General features: G+C 69.6%; 11 protein-coding genes. 7 read left to right on the plus strand and 4 right to left on the minus strand.

Going from position 1 to position 12,697, the window contains the following annotated elements; all coding sequences use genetic code 11:
- Window positions 1–49: 49 nt before the first annotated feature.
- Window positions 50–1,705, minus strand: coding sequence for an acyl-CoA dehydrogenase family protein (locus F3H32_RS02905; protein WP_149764266.1), 1,656 nt, complete (start codon window positions 1,703–1,705; stop codon window positions 50–52).
- A 246-nt stretch (window positions 1,706–1,951) separates the two neighbouring features.
- Here F3H32_RS02905 and ilvD point away from each other — a divergent pair, with 246 nt between their 5' ends.
- Both ilvD and F3H32_RS02915 read left to right on the plus strand, forming a co-directional pair.
- Window positions 1,952–3,790 (plus strand): dihydroxy-acid dehydratase, encoded by a 1,839-nt coding sequence (ilvD, locus tag F3H32_RS02910; protein ID WP_149764268.1) that lies wholly within the window; start codon window positions 1,952–1,954, stop codon window positions 3,788–3,790.
- A 109-nt stretch (window positions 3,791–3,899) separates the two neighbouring features.
- Window positions 3,900–5,330 carry a cryptochrome/photolyase family protein gene (locus tag F3H32_RS02915; RefSeq protein WP_149764270.1) on the plus strand — a complete coding sequence of 477 codons (1,431 nt, stop codon included), beginning with the start codon at window positions 3,900–3,902 and terminating at the stop codon, window positions 5,328–5,330.
- 8 nt (window positions 5,331–5,338) lie between these two features.
- Here the strand turns inward: F3H32_RS02915 and F3H32_RS02920 are convergent, their stop codons facing one another.
- From F3H32_RS02920 to F3H32_RS02930, 3 genes are all read right to left on the minus strand, one after another.
- Entirely contained in the window at window positions 5,339–5,857 is a 519-nt protein-coding gene (locus F3H32_RS02920) for a gluconokinase (protein ID WP_149764272.1), read from the minus strand.
- A gap of 143 nt (window positions 5,858–6,000) precedes the next feature.
- A complete protein-coding gene (locus F3H32_RS02925; RefSeq protein ID WP_149764274.1) occupies window positions 6,001–6,276 on the minus strand; it encodes a hypothetical protein in 276 nt (91 codons plus the stop codon).
- An 85-nt stretch (window positions 6,277–6,361) separates the two neighbouring features.
- The gene (locus F3H32_RS02930; protein ID WP_115757085.1) at window positions 6,362–7,135 is read right to left on the minus strand and encodes an FCD domain-containing protein; all 774 of its coding nucleotides are present in this window, start codon (window positions 7,133–7,135) and stop codon (window positions 6,362–6,364) included.
- Between the two features lie 360 nt (window positions 7,136–7,495).
- On the opposite strand from F3H32_RS02930, the gene F3H32_RS02935 reads away from it, so the two are divergent.
- The 5 genes from F3H32_RS02935 to F3H32_RS02955 are packed head-to-tail and all read left to right on the plus strand — an operon-like array spanning window position 7,496 to window position 12,635.
- A complete protein-coding gene (locus F3H32_RS02935) occupies window positions 7,496–9,262 on the plus strand; it encodes an L-lactate permease (RefSeq protein WP_149764276.1) in 1,767 nt (588 codons plus the stop codon).
- A 10-nt stretch (window positions 9,263–9,272) separates the two neighbouring features.
- Window positions 9,273–10,043 (plus strand): (Fe-S)-binding protein, encoded by a 771-nt coding sequence (locus F3H32_RS02940; protein ID WP_149764278.1) that lies wholly within the window; start codon window positions 9,273–9,275, stop codon window positions 10,041–10,043.
- Entirely contained in the window at window positions 10,040–11,455 is a 1,416-nt protein-coding gene (locus F3H32_RS02945) for a lactate utilization protein B (RefSeq protein ID WP_149764280.1), read from the plus strand. The genes F3H32_RS02940 and F3H32_RS02945 overlap by 4 nt, the downstream gene beginning before the upstream one ends.
- Window positions 11,452–12,096, plus strand: a complete 645-nt coding sequence (locus F3H32_RS02950; RefSeq protein ID WP_149764282.1) for a LutC/YkgG family protein — start codon at window positions 11,452–11,454, stop codon at window positions 12,094–12,096. Before F3H32_RS02945 ends, F3H32_RS02950 begins: the two co-directional genes overlap by 4 nt.
- A gap of 50 nt (window positions 12,097–12,146) precedes the next feature.
- Entirely contained in the window at window positions 12,147–12,635 is a 489-nt protein-coding gene (locus tag F3H32_RS02955; protein WP_223191330.1) for a 2'-5' RNA ligase family protein, read from the plus strand.
- Window positions 12,636–12,697 lie beyond the last annotated feature (62 nt).

Below are 12,697 nucleotides of genomic sequence, written 5' to 3' on the forward strand. Positions count from 1 at the left end.
CATAATGCCGCAACGGCCCCCGCTGTCCAGCAGGGGCCGGAATTTCATCCTAGCCCAGTAGCCTGCGTGCAATGACCTGGGCCTGGATTTCCGCCGCGCCCTCAAAGATGTTCAGGATGCGCGCATCGCACAGCACCCGGCTGATGGCATATTCCAGCGCGAAACCGTTGCCGCCATGGATTTGCAGCGCATTGTCCGCGGCTGACCAGGCGACGCGGGCGCCCAGAAGCTTGGCCATCCCGGCTTCCAGGTCGCAGCGCCGGCCGTGATCCTTTTCCCAGGCGCTGAAATAGGTCAGTTGCCGGGCGATCATGATTTCCACCGCCATCATCGCCAGCTTGTCGGCGACGCGCGGGAACGCGATCAGCGGCTTGCCGAACTGCTTGCGGTCGATGGCGTATTGCATGCCGATCTCGGCCGCCGATTGCGCCACGCCCACGGCGCGGGCGGCGGTCTGGATGCGCGCGGATTCAAAGGTCTCCATCAATTGCTTGAAGCCGCGCCCCGGCTCGCCGCCCAGCAGGTTCTCGGCCCGGACGCGGAAACCGTCAAAGCCAAGCTCGTATTCCTTCATGCCGCGATAGCCCAGCACCTCGATCTCGCCGCCGGTCATGCCGGGGGTCGGGAACGGGTCCTCGTCGGTGCCCGGCGTCTTTTCGGCCAGGAACATCGACAGGCCGCGCCAATCCGTCGTTTCGGGGTCGGTGCGCGCCAAAAGCGTCATCACATGGGTGCGCTGCGCATGGGTGATCCAGGTCTTGTTGCCCGTCACCACCCAGTCGTCGCCGTCGCGCACCGCGCGGGTGCGCAGGCTGCCCAGGTCGCTGCCGGTATTCGGTTCCGTAAACACCGCCGTCGACAGGATCTCGCCCGAGGCAAGGCCGGGCAGCCATTTCGCCTTTTGCTCTTCGGTGCCGCCGCACAGGATCAGTTCGGCGGCGATCTCGCTGCGGGTCCCAAGGCTGCCCACGCCGATATAGCCGCGCGACAATTCCTCGGTCACGACCACCATCGAGGCTTTCGACAGCCCCAGGCCCCCGAACTCCTCGGGGATGGTCAGGCCAAAGACGCCCAGTTCGGCCAGTTCCTCGATGACCTCCATCGGGATCAGCTCGTCTTTCAGGTGCCATTCATGGGCGTTGGGGATCACCCGCTCATCGGCATAGCGGCGGAACTGGTCGCGGATCATCTCCAGGTCCTCGTCCAGCCCCGTCGCGCCAAAGGTGGCGCGGCCCTGATTGTCCTGCATCAGCCGCGCAAGTTCCGCCCGCGCCGGGGCGGTATTGCCGCGCATCAGCTTGGCCGCCGCCGCGCCGGGCTGCCAGTCCAGGCCAAGATCCGAAAGCCGCGCGAATTCGGTCTGGCTCATCGGGATGCCGCCGGCGATCTGGCTCAGATATTCGCCCAGGCCGATCTGCACGATTAGCGCCTCGGTCCGGCCCAGCCGGCCGGCCTCGTCCAGCCGGCCGGCCCAGGCGGTCAGTTGCCGGACCGATTCGACATAGGTGGCCAGCCAGGACAGCGCATGGGCGGCGTGCTGGTGCTGTTCCAGCGCCGCCGGCTCGGGCTTGCCCGAGGGCGCGACCAGCGCCCGCAGCGCCTCGGTCGCGCGCGATTGCAGGGATTCAAGTTCGGGCAGCGCCTCGGCTGCAAGCGCAAGCAGGGCAGAGGGCGTATCGGCGGGCATCGCGGGCATGTCCTTCATGGCAGACTCCTTTGCGGCGTTGCAGCATGACTAGCGGCTTCGCAGCCGCAGCGCAACTATCATGCGCAACATGGACGCCAGGCGAACGAAAGTGTCGGGCCGGCGCATCCCCCGCCGCGGGGCGGCACGGCGCATCCCACGAATCGGGGGTATCACCCGGCCCAAAGCGTGATAAGGGATGGTCCCGCCAATTCCTTAGCGATCCTGGCAGCCAGCACGGACGATCAGACGACAGAGAACCCAGCCATGCCCGCATACCGTTCCCGCACCACCACCCATGGCCGCAATATGGCAGGGGCCCGTGGCCTCTGGCGCGCGACCGGCGTCAAGAACAGCGATTTCGGCAAGCCGATCATCGCCATCGTCAACAGCTTCACCCAGTTCGTGCCCGGCCATGTGCATCTGAAGGACCTGGGCCAGATGGTCGCCCGCGAGGTCGAGGCGGCGGGCGGCATCGCCAAGGAATTCAACACCATCGCGGTCGATGACGGCATCGCCATGGGCCATGACGGGATGCTGTATTCCCTGCCCTCGCGCGAATTGATCGCCGATTCGGTGGAATACATGGTCAATGCGCATTGCGCCGACGCCATGGTCTGCATCTCGAACTGCGACAAGATCACGCCGGGCATGTTGATGGCGGCGATGCGGCTGAACATCCCGGCGATCTTCGTCTCGGGCGGCCCGATGGAGGCGGGCAAGGTCACGCTGGGCGACGGGCGCAGCGTGGCGCTTGACCTGGTGGACGCCATGGTCGCCGCCGCCGACGACAATGTCTCGGACGCGGACCTGGCCGCCATCGAGGAAGCCGCCTGCCCCACCTGCGGCTCTTGTTCGGGGATGTTCACCGCCAACTCGATGAACTGCCTGTCCGAGGCGCTGGGGCTGTCGCTGCCCGGAAACGGCTCGACGCTGGCCACCCATTCGCTGCGCAAGACCCTGTTCCTGGAAGCCGGCCGCCGCATCGTCGACGTGACGCGCCGCTATTACGAACAGGGCGACGCCTCGGTCCTGCCGCGCAACATCGCCAGCAAGGCGGCATTCGCCAACGCCATGTCGCTGGACATCGCCATGGGCGGCTCGACCAATACCGTGCTGCATCTTCTGGCCATCGCCCAGGAAGGCGGCGTGGATTTCACCATGGACGACATCGACGCGCTGTCGCGCAAGGTGCCCTGCCTGTGCAAGGTCGCGCCTAACAAGGCCGACGTGCATATGGAGGACGTGCATCGCGCCGGCGGCATCATGGCGATCCTGGGGGAACTTGACCGCGGCGGGCTGATCGACCGCGATTGCCCCACCGTCCATGCCGCCACCATCGGCGCCGCCATCGACCAATGGGACATCGCCCGCAGCAACGACCCGACGGCGCGCGAACTGTTCCTGGCCGCGCCGGGCGGCGTGCCGACGCAAACCGCCTTCAGCCAGTCCTCGCTCTGGCCGGACCTGGATCTGGACCGCGAACAAGGGGTAATCCGCTCGGCCCAAACGCCGTTTTCCAAGGATGGCGGGCTGGCGGTGCTGAAAGGCAATATCGCCCCCGACGGCTGCATCGTGAAAACCGCGGGCGTGGACGAATCGATCCTGGTGTTTTCCGGCCGGGCCAAGGTCTATGAAAGCCAGGACGCCGCCGTCTCGGGCATCCTGACCGGCAAGGTCCAGGCCGGCGACGTGGTCGTCATCCGCTACGAAGGCCCGAAAGGCGGGCCGGGGATGCAGGAAATGCTGTATCCGACCAGCTACCTGAAATCCAAGGGCCTGGGCAAGGCTTGCGCGCTGATCACCGACGGCCGCTTTTCGGGCGGCACCTCGGGCCTGTCGATCGGCCATGCCAGCCCCGAGGCGGCGGCCGGCGGCACCATCGGCCTGGTGCGCGACGGCGACCCGATCCAGATCGACATCCCCAACCGCACCATCCGCCTGGACGTGCCCGAGGACGAACTGGCCGCGCGCCGCGCCGAACAGGACGCCAAGGGCTGGAAACCCGCCCAGCCGCGCCAGCGCCAGGTCTCGACCGCGCTCAAGGTCTATGCGCAATTCGCCTCTTCGGCCGACAAGGGCGCGGTGCGCATCCTGCCGGAATAGCACCGCGGACGCCCGGCCCCGCGCCGGGCGCATCCCCTTGCGCCGGCGCGAAACCCCGAATGACTGGCCGGAAAGCCTTCAGCCGGACCCCTGCCCCGGACCCCTGCCCATGCCGCCCAGCATCCTGTGGCTTTGCCGCGACTTCCGTTTCCGGGACAATGCCGCCCTGGCCGCCGCCGCGGCCGCGGGGCCGGTGCTGCCGGTCTTTCTGATCGACGCCGCCTTGCGGGCGCAGGGCGCGGCCAGCCGCTGGCGGCTGCAACGCGCGCTTCTGGCCTTTGACGCCGAATTGCGCCGCCGCCACGGGACGGGGGTGCTGGTGCTGCAAGGCGAGCCCTGGGACATCCTGCCCGCCCTGGCCACCCGCATCGGCGCGTGGTCGCTGCACATGAACGACTGGCCCGATCCCGCCACCATTGCCGCGCAGCAGCGGCTGGGCCGGGCCCTGGCCGGCACGGCGCTGCGGCTGGTGCTGCATCCGGGCCACCTGCTTGCCCATCCCCGCGCCCTGCGCACCGGCGCGGGCGGCGGCGCCTATCGCGTCTTCACCCCCTTCGCCCGCGCCCTGCGCGCCATCGGCCCCGACCGGCCCGATACCCGGACCCTGCGCCTTTCGCCGCTGGCCGATCCGCCGCCGGGTCTGGCGCTGGACCGGCTGGACCTGGCCCCGGACCTGCATGGCGGCCGCGCGGTGCTGGACCGCCACGCCTTGCCTGCGGGCGAGGCGGCGGCGCAGGCCCGGCTTGGCGATTTCCTGGACCGCGCCGCCGGCTATGCCGCCCAGCGCGACCGGCCCGACCTGAATGCGACCTCGGGCCTCTCGGAACATTTAGCGGTGGGAGAGATCGGCCCGCGCGACCTCTGGGCCGCCGCCACGGCCCGCGCCAAGGCCGATCCCGCCGCCAGCGCCGGCATCGCCGCCTTCCTGACGGAACTGATCTGGCGCGAATTCGCCTGGCACCTGCTGGTCGAATGTCCCCGGCTTGCCCAGCAGCCCTGGCGGCCGGAATGGGCGGATTTCCCCTGGCAGGGCGACAGCGCCGAACTGACCCGCTGGCGGCGCGCCGATACCGGCATCGCGCTGGTCGATGCCGGGCTGCGCGAAATGCGCGTGACCGGGCGGATGCACAACCGGGTGCGCATGGTGGCGGCAAGCTGGCTGACCAAGCACCTGCTGGCCGACTGGCGGCTGGGGCTGGCGCATTTCGCCGACAGCCTGACCGACTGGGACCCGGCCGCCAATGCGATGAACTGGCAATGGGTGGCGGGCTGCGGCCCCGATGCCGCGCCGTTTTTCCGCATCTTCAACCCCGAAAGGCAGGCCGCGCAATTCGACCCGCGGGGCCGCTATCGCCGGCGCTGGCTGCTGGGCTGGCAAGGCGCCGCGGGGGCCGAGGCGCGGGCCTATTTCGACAGCCTGCCCCCCGGCTGGGACCTGGCCCGCGCCTGGCAGGACCGCGCCACGCCCGAAAGGCTGGCCCAGGGCCGGGCCCGCGCGCTAAAGGCCCATGCCGGCTTCCGCCAGCCCCCAGACCACTAACCGCCGCCCTAGCCCTCCAGCGCCAGCCGGCGCAGCGCCTGCCGCACCTGTTCGCCCACTGACAGGGCCATGTCCACCACCGCCCCGTCTTCGTCCGCGGCCAGCGGCTCCAGCGCGGCAAGCTGCGAATCCAGCAGCCGGGCGGGAAAGAAATGCCCCTCGCGGTGGGTCAGCCGGCGTTCCAGCAGCGCGCGCGAGCCATGCACATGCACGAACCGCACCCTGGGCGCGCCCTGGCGCAGCATGTCGCGATAGGCCCGCTTCAGCGCCGAACAGCCCAGGACCGAACATTGCCCTTGCGCCTGGTGGCGGGCGATCTCGGCCGCCAGCGCCCGCAGCCAGGGCGCGCGGTCGGCATCGTCCAGCGCGATGCCGGCGCGCATCTTGGCCAGATTGGCCGCGGGGTGGAAACTGTCGCCCTCGACAAAGGGCCAGCCCAGATGCCGGGCCAGCGCCTTGCCGGTGGTGCTTTTGCCCGCACCCGACACCCCCATCACCACCAGATGCTGCGTCACCAGCCCCACCATCCGGCCAAAGCGCGGATCGCCGCCGGCCGCAACCGGCGATCATGACCAGCCGGCAAGGCCAAGGCGCGGGCGGGGCGGTAAAGGGCTGCGTCCATGAATGCCTTTCTGCTGCGGTCTCGCGCCGGCGCCTTGGCGCCAGCCGCTCAACCGGAACGGTCGTCATGCCGCGCCAGTTCCTGGCGCATCAGCCGCATCTCGTCGGCCAGCGCCAGTTCCAGCGCCGCGCCCTCGGCCGGGACCGCGCCGGGGTCCTCTTGCCCGTCGCGAAGCACGGCGCGTTCCTCCAGCCAGTCCAGCAGGCCGGCGCGCGACTCGGCCGGCAGCCCGCCCAACAGGCGCATCAGGATGCGGCGCTGCGCGATCAGGCGGCCTTCCAGCGCCGCGATGCGTGCCGCGGTATCGGGTAACGGATCGGTCATGGGCCTTGCTCCGCGATGCCGCCCGGCGGGGACGGCCGGGCCGGGCCATGATGGCACGGATCGCCGCCGCGGGCAAAGCCGCGCGTCAGCGCCGCTGCGCGATACTGCCGCCCTCGATCCGCCGCAACGAGATTTCCAGCCGCGCCTCGGCCGCGACGATCTCGGCCAGCACGCGCCGGGTATAATGCATATGGTCGATGGCGGCGCGCGCCGCGCCCTCGGGGTCGCGGGCGATGATGGTGTCATGGATGGCGCGATGCTGGGCGCGCAGCACGTCGCGCACCTCGGGGCGCGCATACAGTTTCTGGCGGTTGTGAAACACGCCCTTGCGCAGCATCCCCGACAGCGCCCGCATGATTTGCAGCAGCACGATATTGTGGCTGGCCTCGTAGACGGCGACATGCAGGTCCACATCCGCCTCGGCCTCGTCGCGGGGATCGGCATCGTCATGGGCCTGGTCGATGCGCGCCATGCAGCGGCCCAGGGTCTCGCGGTCCACGTCATTGGCGCGCGTCGCCGCCAGGCTGGCCGCCATCCCCTCCAGCGTGCCGCGCAGTTCCAGGTAATCCTCGACCACCTCGGGGCGCGAGGCCATCAGTTCCACCAGCGGATCGGTGATGCTGGTCGCCAGCGGCGCCACCCGCCGCCCGCCGCCCGGCTCGGCCAGGATCAGCCCCTTGTCCTCCAGCAGCCGGATGCCCTGGCGCAGGGTCGGGCGCGACACGTTCAGCCGCAGCGCCATTTCCCGCTCGGGCAGCAAGGGGTCCCCCGGCCGCAGCGAGCCTTCCAGAATCAGGTCCTCGATATGCCGCGCGGTGGCCTGTGCGGCAGGGGCGCCCTTGTTCACTTCGCTGGCCATCGGCGGTTCCTTTTCGGCAGGTCGGAAATTCAACGGTTTAGGGCGCGCAGCCCGGCCCCACAGGTTAGCCGCAGCGCCTGGTCGGGTGCAATGGATTTCCCACTTGACCGAAGCGGTAAAATAATTTTACCAAATAGAAAGGCCGGGTAAAGGGGGATGCTCGGGCGGCGCGACGCGCCGCGGGGCGCGCATGGCCGGCCTTGTGCGAAAGGGGGGGAAAGCCATGACGCGACCCGGCAAGCCGCCGCAGGACAGCGCCCGCCACCGGGCCACCTGCGCGCCATCAGCCCCATCCCGGACGACCGCGCAGGATTGCGCATCCGCAACGGCGGCACCGCCCGCCCCATCTGAGGAGGAAAGATGGCTGGACTGATCACATTCATCCTGGCCCTGCTGCCCATCGCCACGGTCTTCGTGCTGCTGGTGGTGCTGGCGAAATCGGCCAAGGTCTCGATGCTGGTGGCCTATCTGGTCACGGCCGCCACCGCCCTGCTGGTCTGGGGCACCGAGTTGAACAAGGTCCTGGGCGCGACCGTCAACGGCGTCGTGACCGCGGGCAGCCTGCTTTACATCGTCTTCGGCGCCATCCTGATGCTTTACACGCTGGAAGAAAGCGGCGGCATCCGCTCGATCCGGGCCGGCTTCACCTCGATCTCGCCGGACCGGCGGGTGCAGGCGATCATCATCGCCTGGCTTTTCGGCTCGCTGATCGAGGGGGCGTCGGGCTTTGGCACGCCGGCGGCCATCGCAGCGCCCCTGCTGGTCGCCATCGGCTTTCCCGCCATGGCCGCGGTCATGGTCACGCTGATCATCCAAAGCACGCCGGTTTCCTTCGGCGCGGTCGGCACGCCGATCCTGGTCGGCGTGCGCACCGGCCTTGGCGACCAGCAGATCGTCGAGACGACCATCGCGCCCATGGCCTTCGGCGACTACCTGCTGGAGATCGCGGTCAAGGTCGCCACCATCCACGGGCTGATCGGCTTCCTGATCCCGCTGATCCTGGTGGGGATGCTGACGCGCTTCTTCGGCGCCAACCGTTCCTTTGCCGAAGGCTTCCGCATCTGGAAATTCGCGCTTTTCGCGGGCCTTGCCTTCACCCTGCCCTATTACATCATCGCAGCGACGCTTGGGCCGGAATTCCCCTCGCTCCTGGGCGGCATCATCGGGCTGATGATCGTGGTGCCGGCGGCGCAGCGCGGCTTCCTGATCCCCAAGGACAGCTTCGACTTCCCGCCGCGCCGCGACTGGAACGCTGATTGGGTCGGCAAGCTGGACGACCTGCCGGACCACGGCGCCGGCAAGCCGGTGATGCCGCTGGCCAAGGCCTGGGCGCCCTATGTCTTCGTGGTGGCGCTGCTGGTCATCACCCGCTCGATCGCGCCGGTCAAGGCGTGGCTGACCTCGCCCGAGATGACGCTGGCCTTCCGCGACCTCTTCGGCTCGGGCATCAACGCCTCGGTGCAGGTGCTGTTCCTGCCCGGCACCATCCTGATCCTGGCCTCGCTTTTTACCTTCGTGCTGCATGGCATGTCGGGGCGCGATTACGGGCGGGCGCTGAAAGCCTCGGGGACGACCATGGCGGCGGCCGCCCCGGCGCTGCTGCTGGCGGTGCCGATGGTGCAGGTGTTCCTGAACTCGGCCTCGGACAGCTATGCCAGCATGCCCATCGTGCTGGCGCAGGGCGTCTCGTCGGTGGTGGGCGATGCCTGGCCGATGTTCGCGCCGCTGATCGGGGCCATGGGCGCCTTTGTCGCCGGCTCGAACACGGTCAGCAACATGATGTTCTCGCTCTTCCAGTTCTCGACCGCCGAACAGATCGGCCTGGGGGCTGCGGGCGCGGGCACCGTGGTGGCGCTGCAAGCCATCGGCGGCGCGGCGGGCAACATGATCTGCGTGCATAACGTCGTCGCCGCCTCGGCCACCGTCGGCCTTGTCGACCGCGAAGGCGCGATCATCCGCAAGACCCTGATCCCCATGGCCTATTATGTGGTGCAGGGCGGGCTGATCGGCTTTGCGCTCTTGACCGGCAACCTGATGTGGTGGCTCGCTGCGGTGATCTGGGCCGCGGCGGTGCTGTTCTTCATGTCGCGCAGCCGCGGCGCCCTGCCGGCCACCGTGACCAACTAAGGGGAAAGCCATGCCCGGAGAGCCAAAGCCGACGGTCGGTCTGTTCGTGACCTGCCTTGTCGACGCCATCCGCCCGCAGATCGGCTTCGCAGCCCTCCAGCTTCTTCAGGAAGCGGGCTGCGAGGTCGAGGTGCCGCAGGCTCAGACCTGCTGCGGCCAGCCGGCGCTGAACAGCGGCGACGACCGCGACGCGGCGCATCTGGCCCGCCAGACCATCGCGGCGTTCGAGGGCTACGATTATGTCGTCCTGCCCTCGGGTTCCTGCGCGGCGACCATGGTGCATGGCTATCCGGACCTTTTGGCGGGCGACCCGGACTGGGCCGCCCGCGCCCGCGCCATGGCCGCGAAAACCCATGAAATCACCAGCTTCCTCTACGATATCATGGGCTACGCGCCACGGGGGCAAAGGCTTCACGCCTCTGCCACCTATCACGATAGCTGCTCGGGCCTGCGCGATCTTGGCATCGCCGCCCAGCCCCGCGCGCTTCTGGCCCAGGTCGAGGGGCTGGAACTGCGCGGCCTGCCCGGCAATGATGTCTGCTGCGGCTTCGGCGGCACCTTCTGCGTGAAATATTCCGCCATCTCGAACGCCATCGTCACCGAAAAGGCCGAGGCGATCGAGGGGACCGGCGCCGACATCCTGCTGGCCGGCGATCTGGGTTGCCTGATGAACATGGCCGGCAAACTGCATCGCCGCGGCGCCAAGACCCGCTGCTTCCACACCGTCGAGGTTCTGGCCGGCCAGGCGGACGGCCCCGCCATCGGCGAGGATGCGCCATGACCGCGCCCCTCAAGGCCCCTTTCAAGGCCCGCGCGGCGGCGGCCCTGGCCGATCCGGTGCTGAAGATCGCCATCGACCGCACCACCGGCAATGCCGAAAGGAAGCGCGCCGCCGCCCTGGCCGCCTTTCCCGAATACGAATCCGCCCGCGCCCGCGGCCAGGCGATCAAGGACCATGTCACCGCCCATCTGGGCCACTACCTGGAACTGTTCGAGCGGAACGCCACCGCCCGCGGCGCCCAGGTCCATTGGGCCAGCGACGATGCCCAGGCCCGCGCCATCGTCACCCGCATTTGCCTGGCCGCCGATGCCAAACTGGTGACGCGCGCCAAATCCATGCTGGGCGAGGAAATCGGCCTGCCCCACGCCCTGGCCGATGCCGGGATCGAGCGGGTGGAAACCGACCTGGCCGAACATATCATCCAGCTTGCGGGCGAGGCGCCTTCGCATATCATCTGGCCGGCCATGCACCGCACCCGCGAACAGGTGGCCCAGCTTTTCAAGGCCGGCCACCAGCCGCCCCCCGCCGCCGAAGACCCGGCGACCATGGTGCAAAGCGCCCGCCGCGTCCTGCGCGAAAAATTCCTGTCCGCCGATATCGGCATATCCGGCGCGAATTTCCTGGTCGCCGATACCGGCGCCACCTGCACCGTCACGAACGAGGGCAATGCCGAACTGACCACCACCCCCCCGCGCATCCATATCGTGACCGCGGGGATCGAAAAGCTGGTGCCCTCGACCGCCCATGCCTTCGCGCTGCTGCGCCTGCTGGTGCGGTCGGCGACGGGGGGCGAGATGACGCAATACACCACCTTCCACGCCGGCCCCAAGCGCCCCGGCGATGCCGACGGGCCCGAGGAAATGCATATCGTCCTGGTCGATAACGGCCGCACGACAATGCTGGGTGACGAGTTCCGCGAGATGTTGCGCTGCATCCGCTGCGGCGCCTGCATGAACCATTGCGTCGTCTATCGCCAGATCGGCGGCCATGCCTATGGCGGTACCTATCCCGGCCCGATGGGCTCGGTGCTGACGCCGGTCCTGGACGGGCTGGCGGCGTCGCGCGACCTGCCCCATGCCTGCACCATGAACGGCCGCTGCGCCGAGGTCTGCCCGGTCGGCATCCCGCTGCCCACGCTGCTGCGCGCCTGGCGCCGCCGCAGTTGGCGCGAGGGGCTGGAACCCGCCCCCACCCGCGCCGGCATCGGGCTTTGGGCGCAACTGGCCCGCCGCCCCAGGCTTTATCGCCTGGCGACCCGCATCGGCCTGCCGGTGCTGCGGCTGTTCGGGCGCGGCGGCTGGATTTCGCGCCTGCCGCTGGCCGGCGGCTGGACCGACCACCGCGACCTGCCCCGCCCGGCGGCCCGCAGCTTCATGGACGAATACCGCGCCCGGCAAAGGCCCCGCCAATGACCGCCCGCGACCGCATCCTTTCCGCCATCCGCGCCACCCTCGGCCCCGGCAAGCCCCCGGCGCAGATCGCGGCCGAGGCCGCCGCGCTGCTCGACGCCCCCGACGCCGCCCGTCCGCGCCTGGCCGCGCCGACCCTGCCCGAGGCTTTCGCGCTCAAGGCCGCCGCCCTTGGCACCAGCATCGACCGCATCGCCAGCCTGGCCGAAGCCCCGCAGGCCATGGCCCGCTATCTGGACGCCCACGGCCTGCCGCCCCGCTTCGCCATGCAGCCCGCGCCGGAACTGGCGGCGCTCGACTGGCAGGGCCTCGCCCCGCATCCGGGCAGCGCGCCGGACGAACCCGCCGCCCTGGGCCTCGCGCTTCACGGCATCGCCGAAACCGGCTCTCTGGTCATCCATTCCGGGCCGGACAACCCGATCCTGCTGTCCTTCCTGCCGCTGCATCACGTGGTGCTGCTGCGCGAAGCCACGCTTTTGCCCTATCTGGAAGACTACGCCGCCCGCCTTTCCGCGCAGGCGATCCCGCGCAACGCCATCCTGATCACCGGCCCCAGCGGCACCACCGATATCGAGGGCAGCTATGTCCGCGGCGCCCACGGCCCCGGCTTCCTGCATGTCATCCTGATCGCGGATGCGGGCTGACCGCCGCGCCGATCTGTCCTAGCATGGCCCGACCCGACCAGAGGGCCGCCATGCAACAAGACCCCGCGCAAGCGCAGGAAACGCCGCGCGAACATTTCCTGCTTTTCGTCGCCATCCCGCCGCCCGACATCGCGGCCCGGATCGAGGCCGCCTGGCAGCACGCAAACCGCCGCGACCGCTTTCGCCGCGCCACGCTGCACATGACCATCCTGCCGGTGATCCGCACCCCGCAGCTTGCGCCGGGCATGGTCCAGGCGCTTGGCCGGCCGCTGGAGGGGCTGGATTTCCCCGCCTTCGACCTGGTGCTGGACCAGCTGACCACCTTTGGCCCGCCGCGCCGGCGCGACCGGCCGCTGGTGCTGGCCGGCCAGCAGGAAAACCCCGCCCCCGACGCGCTGTGCCAGGCGCTGTGGCAGCGCCTGGTCCGCGCCGGCCTGGGCGTCGCCCGCCACCGCGTCACCCCGCATGTCACCCTGGCCTATGGCAAGCCCCTGCCGCCGTGCCGCCGGTGCATTGGCGCGTGGACACGCTTACCCTGATCGACAGCCTGCAAGGGCTGGGCCGGCATGTCCCCCTGGCGCAATGGCGGCTGGGCTGAAGC

This window comes from Paracoccus thiocyanatus, assembly GCF_900156255.1.
GTDB lineage: Bacteria > Pseudomonadota > Alphaproteobacteria > Rhodobacterales > Rhodobacteraceae > Paracoccus > Paracoccus thiocyanatus.

Bases quoted from the DNA above. Each gene is read 5' to 3' on its own strand.
- F3H32_RS02935 (WP_149764276.1), top strand. From the start codon at position 7,496: ATGGCTGGACTGATCACATTCATCCTGGCCCTGCTGCCCATCGCCACG.
- F3H32_RS02925 (WP_149764274.1), bottom strand. From the start codon at position 6,276: ATGACCGATCCGTTACCCGATACCGCGGCACGCATCGCGGCGCTGGAA.
- F3H32_RS02950 (WP_149764282.1), top strand. From the start codon at position 11,452: ATGACCGCCCGCGACCGCATCCTTTCCGCCATCCGCGCCACCCTCGGC.
- ilvD (WP_149764268.1), top strand. From the start codon at position 1,952: ATGCCCGCATACCGTTCCCGCACCACCACCCATGGCCGCAATATGGCA.
- F3H32_RS02915 (WP_149764270.1), top strand. From the start codon at position 3,900: ATGCCGCCCAGCATCCTGTGGCTTTGCCGCGACTTCCGTTTCCGGGAC.
- F3H32_RS02930 (WP_115757085.1), bottom strand. From the start codon at position 7,135: ATGGCCAGCGAAGTGAACAAGGGCGCCCCTGCCGCACAGGCCACCGCG.
- F3H32_RS02945 (WP_149764280.1), top strand. From the start codon at position 10,040: ATGACCGCGCCCCTCAAGGCCCCTTTCAAGGCCCGCGCGGCGGCGGCC.
- F3H32_RS02905 (WP_149764266.1), bottom strand. From the start codon at position 1,705: ATGAAGGACATGCCCGCGATGCCCGCCGATACGCCCTCTGCCCTGCTT.
- F3H32_RS02920 (WP_149764272.1), bottom strand. From the start codon at position 5,857: ATGGTGGGGCTGGTGACGCAGCATCTGGTGGTGATGGGGGTGTCGGGT.
- F3H32_RS02940 (WP_149764278.1), top strand. From the start codon at position 9,273: ATGCCCGGAGAGCCAAAGCCGACGGTCGGTCTGTTCGTGACCTGCCTT.
- F3H32_RS02955 (WP_223191330.1), top strand. From the start codon at position 12,147: ATGCAACAAGACCCCGCGCAAGCGCAGGAAACGCCGCGCGAACATTTC.